The sequence below is a fragment of the Desulfosarcina variabilis str. Montpellier genome (assembly GCF_048565275.1).
Taxonomy (GTDB): Bacteria; Desulfobacterota; Desulfobacteria; order Desulfobacterales; family Desulfosarcinaceae; genus Desulfosarcina; species Desulfosarcina variabilis.
This window is the reverse complement of the sequence record NZ_CP159846.1, coordinates 3,126,894-3,145,424: the sequence shown is the minus strand read 5'-3', so window position 1 is coordinate 3,145,424 and position 18,531 is coordinate 3,126,894. Positions and strand designations below refer to the sequence as shown.

At 45.7% G+C, this 18,531-nt stretch carries 16 protein-coding genes and 1 pseudogene; 12 read left to right on the top strand and 5 right to left on the bottom strand.

Going from position 1 to position 18,531, the window contains the following annotated elements; genetic code table 11:
* The first annotated feature begins 129 nt into the window (after nucleotides 1-129).
* The 9 genes from Dvar_RS13980 to Dvar_RS13940 all read left to right on the top strand — a co-directional run bounded on the left by Dvar_RS13980 (nucleotide 130) and on the right by Dvar_RS13940 (nucleotide 7,250).
* The gene (locus tag Dvar_RS13980) at nucleotides 130-408 is read left to right on the top strand and encodes a type II toxin-antitoxin system RelE/ParE family toxin (protein WP_419662318.1); all 279 of its coding nucleotides are present in this window, start codon (nucleotides 130-132) and stop codon (nucleotides 406-408) included.
* Nucleotides 408-698, top strand: coding sequence for a HigA family addiction module antitoxin (locus Dvar_RS13975; RefSeq protein WP_419662317.1), 291 nt, complete (start codon nucleotides 408-410; stop codon nucleotides 696-698). Before Dvar_RS13980 ends, Dvar_RS13975 begins: the two co-directional genes overlap by 1 nt.
* Before the next feature lie 567 nt (nucleotides 699-1,265).
* Nucleotides 1,266-1,673 carry a hypothetical protein gene (locus Dvar_RS13970; protein WP_419662316.1) on the top strand — a complete coding sequence of 136 codons (408 nt, stop codon included), beginning with the start codon at nucleotides 1,266-1,268 and terminating at the stop codon, nucleotides 1,671-1,673.
* Between the two features lie 58 nt (nucleotides 1,674-1,731).
* The gene (locus tag Dvar_RS13965; protein WP_419662315.1) at nucleotides 1,732-1,899 is read left to right on the top strand and encodes a hypothetical protein; all 168 of its coding nucleotides are present in this window, start codon (nucleotides 1,732-1,734) and stop codon (nucleotides 1,897-1,899) included.
* Nucleotides 1,835-3,025 carry an IS481 family transposase gene (locus Dvar_RS13960; protein WP_419662314.1) on the top strand — a complete coding sequence of 397 codons (1,191 nt, stop codon included), beginning with the start codon at nucleotides 1,835-1,837 and terminating at the stop codon, nucleotides 3,023-3,025. Before Dvar_RS13965 ends, Dvar_RS13960 begins: the two co-directional genes overlap by 65 nt.
* Complete coding sequence (locus Dvar_RS13955) at nucleotides 3,022-3,861, top strand: ExeA family protein (protein ID WP_419662313.1); 840 nt, start codon at nucleotides 3,022-3,024, stop codon at nucleotides 3,859-3,861. The genes Dvar_RS13960 and Dvar_RS13955 overlap by 4 nt, the downstream gene beginning before the upstream one ends.
* A 954-nt stretch (nucleotides 3,862-4,815) precedes the next feature.
* The gene (locus tag Dvar_RS13950) at nucleotides 4,816-5,553 is read left to right on the top strand and encodes a DUF169 domain-containing protein (protein ID WP_419662312.1); all 738 of its coding nucleotides are present in this window, start codon (nucleotides 4,816-4,818) and stop codon (nucleotides 5,551-5,553) included.
* Nucleotides 5,554-6,109: 556 nt separating this feature from the next.
* Nucleotides 6,110-6,823 carry a hypothetical protein gene (locus tag Dvar_RS13945; RefSeq protein WP_419662311.1) on the top strand — a complete coding sequence of 238 codons (714 nt, stop codon included), beginning with the start codon at nucleotides 6,110-6,112 and terminating at the stop codon, nucleotides 6,821-6,823.
* A 178-nt stretch (nucleotides 6,824-7,001) separates the two neighbouring features.
* On the top strand, nucleotides 7,002-7,250 hold the full coding sequence (locus tag Dvar_RS13940) for a hypothetical protein (protein ID WP_419662310.1): 249 nt from the start codon (nucleotides 7,002-7,004) through the stop codon (nucleotides 7,248-7,250).
* A 277-nt stretch (nucleotides 7,251-7,527) separates the two neighbouring features.
* Here Dvar_RS13940 and Dvar_RS13935 read toward each other — a convergent pair whose 3' ends face one another.
* On the bottom strand, nucleotides 7,528-9,360 hold the full coding sequence (locus tag Dvar_RS13935) for a DUF362 domain-containing protein (protein ID WP_419662309.1): 1,833 nt from the start codon (nucleotides 9,358-9,360) through the stop codon (nucleotides 7,528-7,530).
* 566 nt (nucleotides 9,361-9,926) lie between these two features.
* Between Dvar_RS13935 and tnpA the strand changes: the two genes are divergently transcribed.
* A complete protein-coding gene (gene tnpA, locus Dvar_RS13930) occupies nucleotides 9,927-10,109 on the top strand; it encodes an IS66 family insertion sequence element accessory protein TnpA (protein ID WP_419662308.1) in 183 nt (60 codons plus the stop codon).
* Nucleotides 10,110-10,226: 117 nt separating this feature from the next.
* Here the strand turns inward: tnpA and Dvar_RS13925 are convergent.
* Together Dvar_RS13925 and Dvar_RS13920 are read right to left on the bottom strand one after the other, a co-directional pair.
* Nucleotides 10,227-10,445, bottom strand: a pseudogene (locus Dvar_RS13925) (tetratricopeptide repeat protein); the annotation flags it as partial.
* Nucleotides 10,446-10,653: 208 nt separating this feature from the next.
* Nucleotides 10,654-11,376 carry a DUF4114 domain-containing protein gene (locus Dvar_RS13920; RefSeq protein ID WP_419662307.1) on the bottom strand — a complete coding sequence of 241 codons (723 nt, stop codon included), beginning with the start codon at nucleotides 11,374-11,376 and terminating at the stop codon, nucleotides 10,654-10,656.
* A gap of 358 nt (nucleotides 11,377-11,734) precedes the next feature.
* Between Dvar_RS13920 and Dvar_RS13915 the strand changes: the two genes are divergently transcribed.
* On the top strand, nucleotides 11,735-12,136 hold the full coding sequence (locus Dvar_RS13915) for a GNAT family N-acetyltransferase (RefSeq protein WP_419662306.1): 402 nt from the start codon (nucleotides 11,735-11,737) through the stop codon (nucleotides 12,134-12,136).
* A 609-nt stretch (nucleotides 12,137-12,745) separates the two neighbouring features.
* Here the strand turns inward: Dvar_RS13915 and Dvar_RS13910 are convergent.
* Nucleotides 12,746-14,881 carry a caspase family protein gene (locus tag Dvar_RS13910; protein WP_419662305.1) on the bottom strand — a complete coding sequence of 712 codons (2,136 nt, stop codon included), beginning with the start codon at nucleotides 14,879-14,881 and terminating at the stop codon, nucleotides 12,746-12,748.
* A 700-nt stretch (nucleotides 14,882-15,581) separates the two neighbouring features.
* Here Dvar_RS13910 and Dvar_RS13905 point away from each other — a divergent pair.
* Nucleotides 15,582-16,484, top strand: coding sequence for a transporter (locus Dvar_RS13905; protein WP_419662304.1), 903 nt, complete (start codon nucleotides 15,582-15,584; stop codon nucleotides 16,482-16,484).
* 104 nt (nucleotides 16,485-16,588) lie between these two features.
* Here the strand turns inward: Dvar_RS13905 and Dvar_RS13900 are convergent, their stop codons facing one another.
* Complete coding sequence (locus Dvar_RS13900) at nucleotides 16,589-18,514, bottom strand: carbohydrate-binding domain-containing protein (RefSeq protein WP_419662303.1); 1,926 nt, start codon at nucleotides 18,512-18,514, stop codon at nucleotides 16,589-16,591.
* Nucleotides 18,515-18,531: the final 17 nt, after the last annotated feature.

Genomic DNA, 18,531 nt, shown 5'->3' with positions numbered 1-18,531 from the left:
CATGCGCCCACTGAAGCCCGCTGATAGCGTGGCGCTTCGCGCCACGCTATCGGGCTGCAGATTACCGCAGCCCGTTCAGTTTTCGGGAAAAGTGTTGCGTATTGCGCAATATACTATATAATATTATCTATGATAAAATCATTTAAACATAAAGGGCTGCGTAAATTTTTCGAGACGGGTAGTGTTTCCGGGATTCAGCCAGGCCATAAACAGAAGCTGAGAATACGCCTAATTGCACTTGATACCGCGACATGTATTGAAGATATGAATACTCCAGGCTGGCGGCTCCATAGTTTAAAAGGTGATCGTCAAGGATTGTGGGCGATAGATATTAACCGTAATTGGCGAATCGTTTTTGAATTTAAAGATGGTAACGCCTATATTGTAGACTATGAGGATTATCACTAATGGCTATGTATAACCCTCCCCATCCAGGGGAATTTATTCAAGAAGTTTATTTGGAACCTCTGGGTGTTTCACCCCGGAGTGTTGCACTGCGGCTTAAAGTCTCCCCTTCAACATTTATAAGAATATTGAAGGGGCAAAGCTCTATAAGCCCGGCGATGGCTCTTCGTTTATCCAAGTGTTTAGGTCGTAGCCCTGAAAGTTGGCTCCATATGCAGGATAGTTATGACCTTTGGCATGCAAAACAAAATGTAGATCTTTCTGATATAGACCCCATCCAAGTATCTGTTTAATTATATAAAGAATTAACAGAACAATGTGCTGCACAGGAGCGTAAAAAGCGCGCGCCCCGTGAGCAATGCGTTGGGTCACATTGGTACTATTGGATGGACTTATAAACAGTTGAAAACGCATATTATTAACACCTAAACTGGGCGATTCAAATTCTGGTGTGCATGAAAATGGGTAAGCATGGTAAGACGATAGATCATTATTGCCTCCCAGAATTTGAACCCCTGACGGGGTTGTCGATCTCACCGCATCTTCCCGGCGGCGGTCTGAGTGCGGCCACAAAAAATGATGGAAAAATAGCTTAAAATGGACAAGAACAGTAAGGGAAGAAAGATGGAGCCCCCTCGCGTTCTTTGGCCAGACCGTAGTAGGAGGCTCCTGCCACAATAACCATAAATGGCAGAGCCGATGATACCACCAGAGATACTCAATCGCAATTCGTTATTTTCCCTTCTTCACAAAATAGATTTTGAGATGGCAGAACAGGTGCGGACCCAGCGTTGCCCTTTTGCGGGGGACCGTTGCACTATGCCAATTATCAGCGAAAGCCTCGGGGCGGTCCTCCTGATTTGGATGAGGTATTTGAAATTCGCTATAGCCTGTGCTGCGGTCGTGACGGTTGCCGTCGCCGTGTCCTTCCGCCATCAGTTCGGTTTTGGGAGCGCCGGGTATATTGGGCACCGGTGTTGCTTATCATCACCGCCCTCCGACAGGGCCGAAATCCGGACCGCACCCTGGAACAACTCAAAGGCCTTTTCGGGCCGTGGCGTTCCACCGTCAACCGCTGGAAACACTATTTTCAAGAACTGTTTCCCCAAAGCCAAAGCATCAAATACCGGCGTCTGGCCGGACATCTGATCCCGCCGATCCATTCCAGCCAACTTCCCAAGGCACTACTGGGACGATTCGAAAGCGCTGTCCAAAACCCCGAAACAGCACTGGTGAACTGCTTGCGAATCCTTGCCCTGGGACCATGACGGCCCCGATCGGTGAGGTGCCAGAAATCCGGTTATGCCTCACGCAGAAGATCGGCCGATGTCAAAACCGAATCAATCCGCTAACGAGGATCCGACCATCGATTCGACCCTGTTTGCCTCCATGGGGGAGGCCAGAGGAAGCGAATCGAAAGGAGTGATCCATGAGCGATTCCCAGCTGCCCATGTGGCAGCGCTGGGCACAGTTTCGATTCTCGGTGATCGGTGAACTGTTGTCCTGCCCACCACCAAAAGGAGAACTGCAAAAAGCAATCAGTCAGTTGGCCCAAAAAAGTTACCGCCACCCAATCGATTCCAACCGGCTGATCAGTTTCGGCCCCTCGACCATTGAACGATGGTACTACAAAGCCAAGACCGCTTCTGATCCAATCGCCGTTTTGGGACGGAAAATCCGTTCGGACGCGGGGGTAAGGTGGTCAATGCCTGAGGCATTATTGCAGGCATTAAGAGTGCAGTACGACAATTACCCCCGGTGGAATGTTCAACTGCACTATGACAACTTGAAGGCAATGGCTAAAGAGCAGGCCTGTCTTAAAGATGTGCCCAGTTACAAAACCGTACTGCGTTGCATGCGCGAAAACGGTTGGCTGAAAACGAATGCACCGGCACAACCGACCAATGGACAACTGCGAGCCGAAAAGCGACGTCAGAACCGTGAGATACGCGGTTTCGAAGTATCCCATGTCCATGGCCTCTGGCACCTTCATCAAACGACTTTGGCGTATTCGCCTTATCATGGCAAGCAAGAGACATTTTGGGGGCAACTGGAAAGCCGATTGATGGAACTGTTGCGCGGGATCGAGAATCTTGAACTGCCTTTCGTTAACCAGGCGGCCCAAGCCTGGGTCGAACAGGACTATCACCGAAAATACCACCGCGAAATCAAGACGACGCCTTTAAACCGGCTGTTCAATGGAACCGATGTCTCGCGGTCGGTACCTGACAGTGACGCGCTTCGCCTGGCCTTTACGCGTCGAATCACAAGACGGCCACGGCGTAGCGATGCCACCGTTGTGGTCGATGGCATCCGTTATGAACTTCCCTTTCGTTTTGCCCATCTGCCATCGGTGATCTTACGGGCACCCGGATGGGATAAAAGCCAGATGGTTCTGGTTGACCCGGATACCGACGCCCCCCTGGCTCGTCTTTTACCCCAGGACAAGACTAAAAACGCATCCGGAAAACGTCGCCTCATCCAACCGGACAGAAATACGGCGGCGCCAGTTCCATCAACCGATAGACCGCTACCGGCGCTGCTTCGAAAATGGATGGCGGATTACGCGGCAACGGGTCTGCCTCCGGCTTATATCCCCAAGGAGGAGATAGAAAGATGAACAATACCGATATCCGAAGCTTGTACGGGCTCAAATACAACCCGTTTCTGCCTGATTTACCACCCGAAGCCTTGTATGCCATACCCGGCACCGAGTCATTTGGCCTGCGTGTAAGATCCATGGCCGAAAACGGAGGTTTTGCATTGATTACCGGCGAGCCGGGATTGGGAAAAAGCAAGACGCTTCAAAAAATCGCCCATCAACTCGAACAGATCCCCGATCTGACCGTCGGTGTGATGCAACGCCCCCAAAGCAAGCTGGGGGACTTTTACCGGGAAATGGGAGAGTTGTTCAATGTCAACTTGTCCCCCTCCAACCGCTATGGTGGCTTCAAGGCCCTGCGGGATCGGTGGGAACGCCATTGCCAGTCGACGTTGCTAAAACCGGTGCTTTTAATTGACGAGGCCCAGCAGGTATCGACCGAGTGCCTGACCGAACTGCGCATCCTGCAAAGCCATCGGTTCGACTCGCAAAGCCTTTTATTTACCATCCTGTGTGGGGACAATCGGTTGCCTGACAGGTTCCGAACCGCCGACTTGTTGCCCCTGGGTAGTCGCATTGGTTTGCGATTATTGCTCGAACCGCTTTCTCCCGAACAGCTCCAGGATTATTTGTATTTTGCTCTCGAAACGGCCGGGAACAGCCAACTGATGTCAGACGAATTGATCCTCACGTTGTCCGGACACGCGGCAAACAATCTGCGGGTACTCAACCAAATGGCCGCCGAACTGCTCGCCACGGCGGCCCAACAGAACCTGCCTCGTCTTGACGAGTCTTTGTTCTTTACGTTGTTCTCACCGTCAACAACTAAAACCCAGCGTAGGAGAAAAAAATGACCATCGGTTTTTCATGACCGATAGTATACCAGTTGCCCGGTGAAACGGAGGCAGGCTCTGCTGGGGAGCAACCTGTCGAGGGATAGCCGGGTGCAGGAGGCATTGAATAATGCCACAGAGGGGAGCAGCAGACCACACTTGCTGTTCCCCTCGCTTTTTTGGCTTTATTCAAGTCTTCCTGCTCATGCCTTAAAAAAACCCAATCAAATCAGATTGCGCGTAGCGCATCCTTATCAAGTCAATCCATCACTTTTTGTGACCGCGTTTCCATCAGTTAGCGAGTCCACGCTCAGATCTTCGAACCGCGTTAGATGCCTTACCGCATAGGCGGCAAGTTCGATCGTCGCCCAGCATAGGTTCTATCAAAAGATATATAGATATTTCTATCGGGATAGGGAGTAGCCTTACGGCTACCCCCTCCCCCACCACGCAGCATACGGGTCCGCACTGCTGTTCTGTCTACGCTTTCAGCTGCGCCTGAACTAGTCGGTTGATCCCAGGCAGAACCAGATCCAGGGGGAACAAAAGACCACGCGATGTGAAATAGTCATCCGGCAAAGCGATATTGACCCACTTTTTGGGTGCGGGGCATACCTGTACGTCGACCCGCGCTTTTACCTCCGGCCTCCCTTCAGGTGTTCATTGCTGTAGCCCCCTTGCCTTTGGCTGCCCTTCGCCTCCGTCAGGCTGGCTCTGGACTTTGTCCGGCAGGCGTGTCAAACTACCAGACATCACCATTTAGCAGCCGGGCCAAGGCCCGGCATGCATCAACCGCATAGACAGCGGACCCGGAAAACGATGCCATTTTTAGCTTCTTCGCAATTATCATTGAACTTAGCTCTTGCATAGACCTCTGTCGTTTCCAGACCAATCATGCGCCCGTTCAGCGGTGCTAACATTGAAAAAGGGAGGTATAAAGTGGATTATGGATCCTTTTCTGAGGAAATTACCAGGATGATTCGACCTCAATCTTATCCTCTCGGAATGAAATTGATAAAAGATGAAAATACGCTTCCGGAAAAAGCCATCAGACCTGCTAAGTACGGGGTTAAGATATCGCTTTGCCAATGGGTGACAATGGCAAGACGCTGGGGACGGATTCTCGGTGCAGTTGCAGAGGATATCAACTGCACACCATGTCTTGCGGCTTTAGGGCTGAAACGAATGGAAAACAACAAAGCCCTTTCAGAGTATTTCTTGGAAATGGGCTATTTCGGCAGCATTGAACTGGCAGAGAAGGCAACAAAAAAACTGGAACCGATACCATACGGGCAAATTAAGGGAATAGCTGTTTTTCCGCTTGAGATGTCACCTGTCGCCCCTGATATAATTCTGATATACGGAACACCTTCGCAGATAGCTCGCCTTGCCTCCGGATACCTGTATCACAATGGTGAACTTATCGAATCCAGAACCACAGGATTCGGCATTTCTTGCCTTTCAGCATTAAAACCATATTTCACTGACAAACCCACATTTGTTCATCCCGGAAGAGGTGAGCGTATTCTGGCAGGCACAGACGAATCTGAGATGTTTATGACTTTCCCCGCAAGATATTGTGAATCGATCTTATACGGATTAAAGAAAACACATGAAAAAGGAACAAGATATCCTGTACAAAGTTATATGATTTATCAGCCTCCGACCCTTAAACCGATGAAAAATCTCGAGAAAAAATTATCTGATTTTTAAACAGTCATGAGGAAAAAATTTAATGTGAGAATTGTTATATTGACAGTCTTTATGCTGCAAAACCTGTTTGCCAAAAATTTAATTCCAAAATACCAAAGCGGAATTTAAGGACGGGTCAAGATAAACAACTAATATTAAAAAATAATAAATGAAAATTCGTGTCGGAATACCGTCTATATTGCAATTTTTAAGGTCAAAACAGCAATGTAGGAAAATACGATAGGCCATTATTACCTCCCAAAATTTGAACCCCTGGCGCGGTTGCCGATCTCACCGCATCTCCCCGGCGACGGGATCTTCGACCGGCGTTAGATGTCTTCCCGCGTAGGCGACTATAATGGAAAGCCATCTGCCTTTTATATGCGGCAAGTTCGACAATCGCCCAGTTTAGTTAATTTATCTCATATGGATAGCATGGCCCGTCCCTGAAGGCGACTGAAGGCTGAACGATCTAAAACCTGCGGAACTTTGGGTACACATTAGCTTGCCACTGAGTAGTTCTTTTCTCTTGTTAATTAATTACATTTAGTAATAATTTCAATTAGGAGGAATTAAAATGGGAAATATGTTGGCATATTATGATATGTATCCTGGGGACATAATGGTTAAGCATGGTGATCAAGACTTTAAAAAAGAATCAAGTTTTACCGACAAAATAACAAGTGGTTTTATTATATCTTTGCAAAGTTTTAGATATATTTTTAGTCCTCATCGATGGAAAACTGATAATCCCAAATACTCTCATATTGCAATTTACAAAGGCGATGGTGTTATATTAGAAGATGGATTAGGTGGTATACATGAAAGAGATGCTAGTGCAATTATGTATGAAGTTTTTCGTTATAGTGATACCAAAATCGCTATTAAGGCTTTAAATAAGGTAAACCGTTGGTTTAAAAGTAATAAAAAAATATACCATGGTTATGGGGTGGGGAAATTCCCGGGCATTTGCCTTGGCTCAAGTAATTACGGTGTTGGCGCAAAAATTAAAGCTAATATTGAAAAACAATTCCCTAAAACTAAAAGCAAAATGGTTTGTAGCGAAATGATTATAAAGGCATATCACGAAGCAGCTAAAAAATATCACAAAGATCCTAAAGAAGTAATTGATCAAGATCCTTCCCGAACCAGCCCTATGCGTTTGGAGGCAAATCTTAGATCAAAATCCAAAGCAAAAGGTAAAAAAGGTTGGTATTATGTAGGAACAATTCGGAGAAGTACACTTGAACTTGCAAAATATATTGGAGATATTCCAGTATTGCCAGCTTAACTCTGAATTGAAAAATTTTTCTAACAGTTATTAACTCGTCAGTCCATAGTTTAGCAGTGTCATGCGGCCAACGGAAATAGATCTGCTGCTTTTTTTGCTCTTTGAAATAATTATACGATAAATCGCGGTGCTCCTGAAACTGTGGAAATTATGGTAGTCAAAGACAAATGCGGATACCATGGAAGCCGCCGTTGAGGAAATAGCCAGCACCCATCTATTCAAAGGAATAACCTTCAATCTTTTAACGCACAACCCGGACATTGTGGCACGACATGGATTTATTGGAGATGAGCGAAATCGGATTCTTGATCGCATCTGGGATCTCAAACAACAGGGTTATCCCATTATGTTTTCCAGAGCGGCATACCGTGCGATGAAGAAGAGCAATTGGAAGCGACCTGTGAAGCAAATTGAATTACTGGCATGAAGTCGCGTGTTTACATACTGCCGGGATATTGACAACCCTGAAGTCTGCCGCAACTGTAGCTACAGCAGTTGCATTAAAATTTCGCAGGCACTCCGAGGAAAGACAAGTGCTATCTATTCGTTGTTAAAGGCAACATGAGAGAATCGAACCAGGGCATTAAGATCGATGGCAAACAACCGCCGTGCCTTATTCCCGGCGTTAGCCTCCTCCAGGGGAGGAAAAGGGTGGGAAAAAGGTTTCAAAGGCTTTGCCAACTGCCGGTGGTTGCCGATGGCGATCACCATGACAGAGGCAAACTGGTGGGCGTCGTTGGTTTACCTCTGAATTGCAACGTCAAAATAAAACACCCACCACTACCTCCTGATGAGCTATTTTGAAAATTATCATTTGGACCATCTATCTCTGACTCCGAGTCTTCAGTTGAATCATCTGGCTCTGATTCCGAGTCTTCGGTTGAATCATCTGGCTCTGATTCCGAGTCTTCGGTTGAATCATCTGGCTCTGATTCCGAGTCTTCGGTTGAATCATCTATCTCTGATCCCGAGTCTCCAATTTCCACGTAGTCAATTACAGAGTATTTTCGATCTGTATCATTATTCCAGCGCTCATGGACCCCAAGGCCAGCATTCGCAGCTACTATAAGGATGTCCTCGGACTTTGGGTTTACATATCCTTCGCGGTCTAGATAATCGAACATGACAGAATCAATGGCTACTGGGTCTACACCAAAAAACAGCATGTTTGGAGAATCATTGTTAAATGACGTCCATTTTTCTGGAGGTGTGTTGTTGCTGCTCCAACCGGCGTAGAGAGCATCACCAATGATAAGTGCCGTCTTGTCCAGAATATTTGTATTGAGATTGATGTCAACTATTGGATTGCTGTCGGAGTCATAACTTCCATTGTTGAGGTAAATATAGTCATGCATCGAATGGCTGCCGGCATAAAAGCCGTTGATGCTACCCAGATGGTTTTTCAAGGACAAAGTGATGCCGGCACCTCCATGGCGTTTCATAATGGGCACGTTAATAATATAATCGGCATCCATCAGGACGTCGGCAATTCGGTGAGAACCGTTGTACGTTGTATTGGTATATGTGATCATCGCAGAAGGGTCCGAACTGTCAAACGTAACGGGCTCTACATCATTGCCATTGCCGATTCTATCAAAAAACCGGACGGAAAAATATGCAATCCTGGTGCGAAAGCGGTCTGTGATATAACGGGAAACATCAAATATCCAGATATTTTCTTCTAAAACACCAATTGAAGTAAGTCCGTCAATAATACTATTGATGACCTGGGGGAGGGCATCCACATAGGCATCGTTGTCACCGTATCCTGTAATTCCACCACCAAAAATGGAATCGTTAAAATTAACTTTGATAGCAATTACCTCCCCTGCTTGGTAAGCTGGGAATATTGCCTGCCATGCTTTGCTTATTGTGTCTTCTCCTGTTAATGCCTTCATGCCGTTTAAAAACATCTGATCTACAACCCCTTGGTCTACAAAATTATCATCCCCATAGTATTCTGTACATGGCCCAGACGAAGTGCAAGGAAATGTCCAACTCGTGGCGTTGGGGTCATGTACTGACACCACACGATGGGCTGAAGGTAATACTGACGCATGGGGGACTGTTGAAAAAGTAAGTGAAGAAACAGCACCAAATGTTGCCAATGAGGTTTTGGCGAACGGCCCTTTTAAGCGAATGTCCTGGTAGTATCGTTGGGTTTGATGGCTGGAATATGCGTGCCACAGTCCCCATGTAGATACAATAACAAAAATCAAAATTATGCCACCCAAACCGACTTGATGGATCTGTTTAGAGCTGGTTCGATGGCGCAACCATGATAGCCACTTATGCGCCAATAACGCGACAGATGGAATCAGGAATATGCTAATATTGGTCAATGCTGTTTGTTGGCATGGGTATTGGAGGCGTGTAGGTTTACGCCCAGTTTTAAAGATTAGCCAAAAAAAGCTAATGATCCCAATTAAAAAGGATTGATGAATTAGTGTGGAGCTATTTTTGCTTGAACTGGCATGGGCACAGACCTTGCTTTGCCAGCTATTTTTTAACGGTTCTTCTTCTGGATTTGATTTCATTATTTTTAGTTACCTATCCAAAATCTTTTTAGGATCATAAACGGACTTAACGGTTCGTTTAGACGGTAAATCTCGGGATTTGGTTCTTAGAACCCCCTCATAACAACTCCAAGCCGATTATTCAAATTTGATTGAAATCAATTGCAGCACCCCCAGCGCAATGGCACCGGTCATCACGAGTCGTTCATATGCTTGGTGGCAGCGTTTTATCGTTTCGATATCTTTTCGCGCAGGCTTTTTCAAATTTCGGTTTTTACCGGTTTCCGGGAATGCCGGGCCAGTCGTTTCGTCCAAAAGCGGTATCGAAAAACACCTATTAAGGAGCTCAAATTAGAAAAAAACTCAGAATGCAGTTTTTTTCCCTCATTGTCACGTAATTTCTCAAAAAAAAACTTACGACTCACGATCTGCTCTTACAAAAACTTTAAGTTCTCAATAATCCATGGTAGAGAACAAATTTTCCCAGACAAATTTAGGTTTGATAGGAGTAAGCAGTCAATAAACCCCATCTTCACAAGATCGCCCAGGCATGGCAATATGCTTCTCCAAAGAAAGGAGAAGATATCATGCAGGAAGATTACGATTCATTCGATTCCCAGCAAAGACGAAAATTTTGGCAAACGCATATTGAGCAGTGGCTGGCAAGCGGCCTGAGCCAAAGGGCTTATTGTATACAACACGGTCTGATCATCCATCGATTTTATGATTGGCGACGGCGCTTCAAAGCTGTTGAAAACAACTGTTGGTAAAAATGTGGTCGCCCATTCATATTCATCATGTTTCCACTCTCTTTCTGGATTCCTCGTTTTTTTGGCCAACAGAAAAAAAGTCGCCAATTTTAGGGACGCTTTGGTGTTTTGCGGATCGAGTTTGGCCACCTTGAAGTACTCTCTAAACGCACCACGCGGATCCCCAAGCCTCAGATAGGTTTCCCCCAAGCTTTCATGGGCCGCAACAAATTCTGGATCGATTTGAATGGCATTGCGAAATTCCAGTTCGGCGCTTTTGTAATCGCCTTTTTCAAAATAGGTTTGTCCCTTTTTAAAATGAGAGGCCTTTTTTTCTTCATTTGCTGAACAACCCACCTCCAGTCCAGCTGCCTGCCATCATAGGCAACAATTACTATAATGTAAATTATTTAGGCAAATTTACGATATATGAACTTTTTTTTCCACCACAACTGGGCGGTTCAAATTTTCTCAGATGACTTAACATGCGGCCGTTGCCCCCCAAATCGAATAAAAAAAGCCCGCTCCAAAGAGCGGGCTTTTTTGCTTGGAATTTTAATTGGATCTATTTCTTAAACAGCTTTTTTCTGCCAGCGCCAGCCAAGCCGATCAAACCGGAGCCTAACAGCAACATGGTGGTGGGCTCAGGAACGGGTGCGGGTTGGACTGACTCGACCATCAGGACCATATCATTATAGTCATAGTCAGGATTATTAGAACCAAGAAGGTCTTCCCACGCAAGAATAAATTCATTGTCGGTCCAAAGGCCTGAAGCCAAGCCAGGAAGTTCGATGACATCCTCGTCGTTGCCTTGATATGCCATCAAGTGGTCCTCCCCATCTTCATTCAGCGTAGAATCACTGTAAAAAGTTCCGTTCGGCGTACTGATATAATATCCAAAAAGATTACCTGAGAAATCTACCCCTGTGTCATGTAAGTTAACATATACACTGCCATCGTTTTTAATCGAAAGAAAAGTTTGATCGCCAGCTACAGCAGTTCCTGTAAAGAGTGGAACAAGTTCATCTCCACTATAAACACCAAAGATATTCTCGGAAGCATATCCGGCAAGTTCAATAATCATTGTCGCAACCGAGCCGCCTGAAGCTGTTATGCTCCAATAGGCATCATTGGTGAGGTAATCCGTTTCCGCATTTACCGAACTTGGACCGTCGACAGTTAGATCGTCAAAGATTTCTTGCAGGGACATTTCTGTTGCCATGGCATTTACGGCAGTTAAAAAAGTTATTGCTAAAACCATTGAAAAAACCAATTTAAACATTTTCATGTTCACCCCTTTTTAAAGCTACATTATATTTTTTTATTTAGTGTTATAACCATATTCATCATCCAAAATTTGTATTTCTTTTTTTTATCTTCACCTCCAATCTTTAGTTATTAATGCTCGCATTTTTGTTTTCCAAATCCATTAAAAAATATGTTTTTTTGATATCTTAGCAAATCAAATACCAATTTTTACTTTATTTTTTTTCTAATATTTTTAATATTTTATAAAATTTTCAACATAAAATGTATTTCATCATCAATAGGGCATACGAAATTTTAGAAATAGTTATTATGTACTTGTGAAATTTTTTTCACATTTTTAACTTTAATTTAAAAAACTAAAAAAATAGTGTCAAAAAATGCAATCACAAACCATTGTTCATCAACTTCAAAACCAGTTAATAAAGGTGCATGCATTCCCGTATAGAATAGAACACCGTTTACCAACCGTTCCAGAGTACAAATATCTTTGTGTCTCTGTTGGTTGGGGGCAGATTATGAATCTCAGTGTAGCTGAACAGGCTATTGATCATTCAGTCGCGGGTGTCGTTATCCATGATGAAAGTGGCCAAGTGATCGCGATGGTGCGTATCGTTGGGGATGGTGCTATCTACTCCTATATTCAGGATGTTGTGGTTTTTCCTGACTATCAGAGAGCGGGATTGGGAACAGTTGTTTTGACAAACCTTTTTCAGTTTATTAAGGCAACAGCTCCTGAGAAAGCTTTCATCGGACTGTTTTCAGTTCCCACTGCTGTATGATTCTACGAAAAATTCACCTTGGAAAAGCGTGATCTTGTTGGCTTGTTCACTGTGAAAGAAATACTTACCTCATAACCAGCCATTGGACCAGACTGCCAATACTGCCGCCGCTCGTTCCTTGCTCTGGCAGTCTCGCAGCTATTCACCGGCCCGTTCGCGACGCTGAGAGCCCGTTGGGCAAGCAAAAAAAGATTCAAAATGAAAAATCGAATAGGTATGAAATACCACTCTACAGCAGCTTTTGTGCAAGACATCGAGGTGTTAAAAGTTTTTCACAAAGATTTTGGAATTATCGCTTGAATTGGATTTTGGTAAAAATGTAATTTTGGAAGGTGGCATTACGTTATGAGAAATTAGCCCTAATCACATAATCCCTGAACATCTTGGATTAGATTCAATCAGCAATAGAGCTGTTAACGGTAAAAGATGATCCAGAATAGGTTATCAACGCAATACCATTAACTTAGGGCTCGCACCAGTTTAGGTATAAGTCTATTGCTGGGTTTTATGGGAGCCGGACCATCTTGGACACGATGATCCGGCCTGGTGCGATAGTTGACACGGGAAGCTTATGAGACATCTTGTCGCCGTTTCTGGATGGGCAATAGCCTACGACTTTGCATGAATGTTGATATATATGCCGCTTTGCGTTTGCTTGAATGTATAATTCGATATTTCTTTCAGGTGAAGTGTCACCCGGTAAAAGGTGTTGTGCCATCCGACATCAATTTTGGATATTTTGGAAGTATTGATGTAGTTGACGCTGTGTTTTGTGAACTGATCGGAGTAGGCATCGACAACCAACAGTTTATGTCCGTTTGGGTCAGTAAAGGTGTAATGATCTTTGACTTTGTCCGTTATGCCCAGAAACACGGAATCGTCGTGAAAAATGAATTTGATCCGATCAATGGCAAATTGCTGTTGCGTCCCCTTAAACTCATTTTCTACAATTGTTGCATCGGACTGCACCGCCTCTTTTTTAATACGTTCGATTGCTTGTTTGGTTTCAGTTTTATTTTGTTTGATGATTTTATTATACGAGGCGATATCACCAGCTGCTATAGAGGTCGTCAATTGTTCGACCTGCCGATTATCGAAGTATTGTGGTGCAATCGAAGCTTTACCATCGCTATTGGCATGCACGGTTATCGGAAATACCTGTCCGCCTTGGAAAGCGGCGGGATATTGGACATGATTAAATTCCTGAGCCGCGATAGGAACATACCTTTTGGCATAGGAGACAAGTTCCATGGATTGAACCACGCCGTCTCCGTTAAAATCGGCCTTTCCTTCTAACGCATCACTCAATACGTAAGTAAACACCCCATGCCCGTCGGCATACCCTTCCAATGCGGTTTGCTGCGACTGGGCGGCGCTGATACTGGTAATGTTCAACTTTCTGGCTGACAGTTCAAACAGCGCTTTTGATATTTTTGTATTGATCCCACCGGAATAGCAGGCATCAAAGAGTAACAGTTTATTGGATGTCGGTATCCGCTTGAAAAGTTCCAACAACTCGGCCTGTGAGATTGCGTTGCTCTTCAAACTCTGGTTGGACATTGAATTGACATCGGAACTGATCAGATAAAATATATCGTCTTTGATTGCTCCGTGAGAGGCGCAGTAGAAAATAAAAAAATCATTTGGTGAGATATCTTTCAATTGTTCAAGTTGGTTTAAAATTGCCTGTTTCGTCGTTCCCTGCGCCTTACGCAAATAGTAAACGTTGACCTTGCTGAAGATTTTTTTGCTATGTTTATAAATGGTGGTTCCGAATATATTGGCATCCGCTTCGGCGCAGGTTAAATCAAAGGTCTTGTTTTTATAATAATCAATACCCGCGACAACCGCATGCAAAGCCGGTTTTCGATTCAATTCGTAATCGCCAACAATTTCCAAATAGGCCTTTTCGCTTCTGATGGTATTGGAATGATCATAAACATAGGCGGTAATGTGGTTCAATCCGCTCTGAACTTTAATATCGTAACTTTTAATATCAATTTTTGGAGACTTTACAAACATGAGGGAGCGATCTTTTGTATAGATCTCCGATCCATTGATGAAAATACGAACTTGACCAATGCCCAACCCATTATCTTTAATGCGTAGATGAATTCGGGCGGTATCGCCGCCAACGGTTCTTCGCGTATTGACAAACTGGATTGACGGTCTGCCTTGTTCGGCAACCGACTTATGTTTGTTCACCCGATCAAGAATGTCTGATTTTTCGAGGATTTCCGCTAATTTTTCTTGATCGACCGCTTTATGCGCCCCAGATGCAACCCCAAAGGTTGTTATTGCCGCCACGATATTTTTACCCAGTGACATACCGATGTTCGCAGTCATCAGATCGCTGTTGCAGGGCGTATAATCGGATTCAGCGCTGCTATCATCTAAAAACGGGGTGCATTCAAAGGTTCCAACCTCTTTGTTATAGTATTCAATCTTCTCGAAATATGGCTGCATGTAATCCAGGGTTTTATTAAAAAATAGAATCTCCTGCCGTTCATTGAGCCTTTTTTTGATGGGCTGATCCGATATCTTTTTTACATAATAGTTCTCATCGGATTTTTCGATGAGAACATAATACCCATCCTTCAATAACTTCTGGTCGGTATAGCCGATGGCAATATTGTTTACCGAATGATCTTTTCCCGAAGAAGCAATCGAAAATTTTTTTGGGGTTGAGTTCGCACAGCCAAGTATTAGCGCCGAATTGAGCAATAAAACCAAGAAGAACTTCATAGCTACGCCTTTCTGCCAACTAGGACAACTTCATTTCAGATCTTTTTTATAAGTCAATACTATTTATAGCAGAGGAATTAACTAAACTGGGCGTTTCAAATTTCTTGGAATTACAGATTATGTTAATTTAATTATGTATTTCGGAGTTTTTCCTCATTAATTTGAAACCCGTTGGGATTGCCGATCTTAGCGCTTCTACGGCGTTAGGTGGCTTGCCGCATAGGCGACGATAGCGGAAAGCCACCGGCCTTGTATCTGCGGCAAGCTCGACAATCGCCCGGTTTAGTTAATGCCGTGTCGACCTATTCGATTACGATTACGAGCACCGCTTCACTGAGCACGAGCACGACGGGAATTGGCATTTTTCGTGTTCGTAATCGATCATCATTTTTTACCAACGATCGATAAAACTCCCGCTGAACACCTCCAAAATTGCAAGTGCTGCTTGATGCACTACTCGCTTGCACTTTGCCTGACAGTCCGGTATATAGTCCACTATTTTTCTATCCAAAACGAAAATTAGATGCATATTTCATTGAAATTATTTTTGCAATGCTTGAATGGGATTCACCGGTGGTGAGATATCGTGCTGAGTATGGAAAGAGACTAAATTAGAACGCCATCTGTGGCTGCTAAAGCTCAAAACTGTGCGAACTATTGGTTTTATAGCGAACAACGAAAAACGAGTTGGGAGAATTAAATGTTATCCAAGTGCGTCGTCGTAGTGAGTGTATTAATCGCAACCGGACTTTGCAATGTTTTTGCCCAAGATACCCAAGATGCGATCGAACCAGATGTCACAGAACAAGATACAATTTTTCAAAATAGTGCCGAATCTGGAGAAGAAACAGCGCTGCCGTTGAGAACCCCTCAAGACATTCGCAGTGATGTGCATTTTTTCCAATTTTTCAATAAAGACGGCGCTATTGATCCAAACCCATATATGGATGTAGGACTTGGATACTACGACTATAACCGAGCCTCGTCTTTTACCTCAGGCGTTCAGGCAGGGATGTCCATGCTATCCATGCTTCAACTGGATGCCGAAATCAATTTCGTTCACTGGGATCCGGATTACGATCAACAGGAAACTGGCATTTCCGACATGCTGATTTCCGTTCGCTGCCTGGTGGCGGATTTCGGGACCGAGGAACATTCCCAATCAAAAATCTCAGGGTTGCAAATTTCGGCCGGAGGATACGTCAATGTGCCGGTGGGCAGTGAAGACATAGAACAAGGCAATTTAAGCCTGGGCGGATTTGGCGCTGCACGCTATCCATTTAAATTCGGGCTGGTATTGGCGGCAAATGTCGGTTTGGACTACATTGAAACCAATAACTGGCGCTCCACAGCGGATGATTATGAAATCTCTTTGTCTTTGGGTGTCGGTGCGATTTACCCATTGAAGGAAAATCTGTGCATTGTCGGCGAATTATATAAAAAAACGGAGATCGACTATTTGCTGGCCAGCGGGGGGATCGATTATCAATTTGCATCCGGCGGACACCTGCGCGCGGCTTTGGGAAGAGGACTTACCGACACTGTTTACGGTTTTGGGTCAACGGATTTAATGCTGACATGCCGTTTCTTGTATCCGTTTTGATCGATTGAATTCCCGCTGAACACGTCCAAAATTACAATTGCCGGCCCTTTGCGAGCAATACCGGGCGCCCTGTGAATGCCTGTGGACGCCCGGTAGTCTTCTCATCAATTGGCGGTAAACGATCCTGATTGGCTGCCGCCGGAGTAAGTGCCGTCGGTGCACAGGCCATAGGTTTGTGCGCCGGTTGAAGCCCCTCCGAAATAAAGGCTATAGGTTTGTCCGCGGGTCAGGTCCGGGGATGAGAACGCCAGTGATTGATACGCCTTGGACGGCGCAAAGGTCAGCAGCGACGCACCAGATTCAGATTCGACATGGATCAGGGTATCCGCCTGCTGGGTGCTGAATGTGAGCAAAGCGTAGCTCTGGTCCGAATCGCTACTGGGTCCCATGGCCATGCCGGAACTTCCGGCGGCCGCAAGCAAGCCGCCGGAGATGGTGAAGGACCTGTCATAATCGATGGCGCTGTTGCCACTTTCTGTGGGACCGTGCACCAGCACTGTCCCGCCGGTCATCTCGATTGACCCATTGGCATCGATGCCGTCGCCCACCGATGTGATGGCGAAAAAACCACCGTTGATATAAAGGGCTCCACTGTCGCTCGGCATAAAGTCGTCCGGCCCGCCAGGACCACCATTGCCCGAATCGTCGTTTCCGCCGGCCACGTTCAGGCCGTCGTCGCTCGAAACGATGATGAATTCGCCGTCATTAATGGTGATCAGCGCGCTTTCAATCCCTTCATAACTCGTGGTGATTTCCAAATCGGCGTAGTCGATTCCGATTTCAACATCGGCGTGGATGCCGTCGTCTCCTGAGGAAAGGAGAAACGTTCCCCCCTCGATATCGATGGTGTCGTTGGAATGAATGCAGTCATCAGCGGAACTGATGGTAAAATTCCCGCTGGTAATCGATAGCGACCCCGTGGCCTTGAGCCCCTTGGCCGACGAATCTGAATCACTGACGGTATCGCTGCTGCCTCCACCGGTCGTCAGATCAAAGGTGCCGTCGGCGATCCAGATATCGGATGCCGCTTGAATAGCGTCTGCACCGGTAGTGACGTCAACAGTGCCGCCTTCAATCTTGATATAGCCTGTGCCGTCGTCCTCTTCATTGTCCGACTTGAGCCCATCCCCATCCGCGTTGATCACCAAATTACCATCTTTGACCACCAGGTAATCCTTGCCCCTTATACCATCGTCCACGGCATCGATGGTAACAGTTCCCCCACAGTTGATGATCAGTCCGTCCTTGCTGGAAATGCCGTCGTTGTAGTTTGCCATGACTGTAAGGTTGCCGTTGCCGTAAAGGGTCAGGTCATCCTTGCTGAAAACCGCGGCATTTGGCTCATCATCCTCCGGGTCATCAAAGGTGTAACTGGCCCCATCGGTAACATCGTTTTCCGATCCATCGGCCAGGACGATCACGGTTTTCTCTGCCGACAGCACCTGGATCGGCGCCTGGTATGAACAGGTGATATCAACGCCGCTGAGGATCAACCTGACCGTATCCTCGTCCGCGGTATCGACCTTGATCATGCCGTCGCTTAGATTACCTGAGAACTGGTAAGTGCCGGCGGAAGAAATGGTGACCACACTGCCGTCCACCGCAGCACCGCTCCCGTTGATTTCGGCCGTATCTCCGTTCAGGGTCACGATGACCACGGCGCCATCGTCCCAGGTATAATCGTCATCATCCTCATGATCCGTCACCGCGGTGTCTTCATCGTCCGTATCTTCATCAGTGTCCGTGTCATCGTCATCGTCCGTGCCTCCACCATCGTCCGTATCTTCGTCAGTGTCCGCGTCATCGTCATCGTCCGTGCTTTCATCACTATCCGTATCTTCGCCAGTGTCCGCGTCTTCGTCATCGTCCGTATCGCTATCAGTGGAATCATCCGACGTGCCGGCATCTTCATCCGAAGTATCCACGGGATTCGTGCTATCGTCACCTGAAGAACCGCCTCCACAGGCCGTCAGAAGCAATAAAAACATACAGATGCATACAAAGAAGAAAATCCATCGATGCTTTCTCATAATCAAAACCCTCTGAT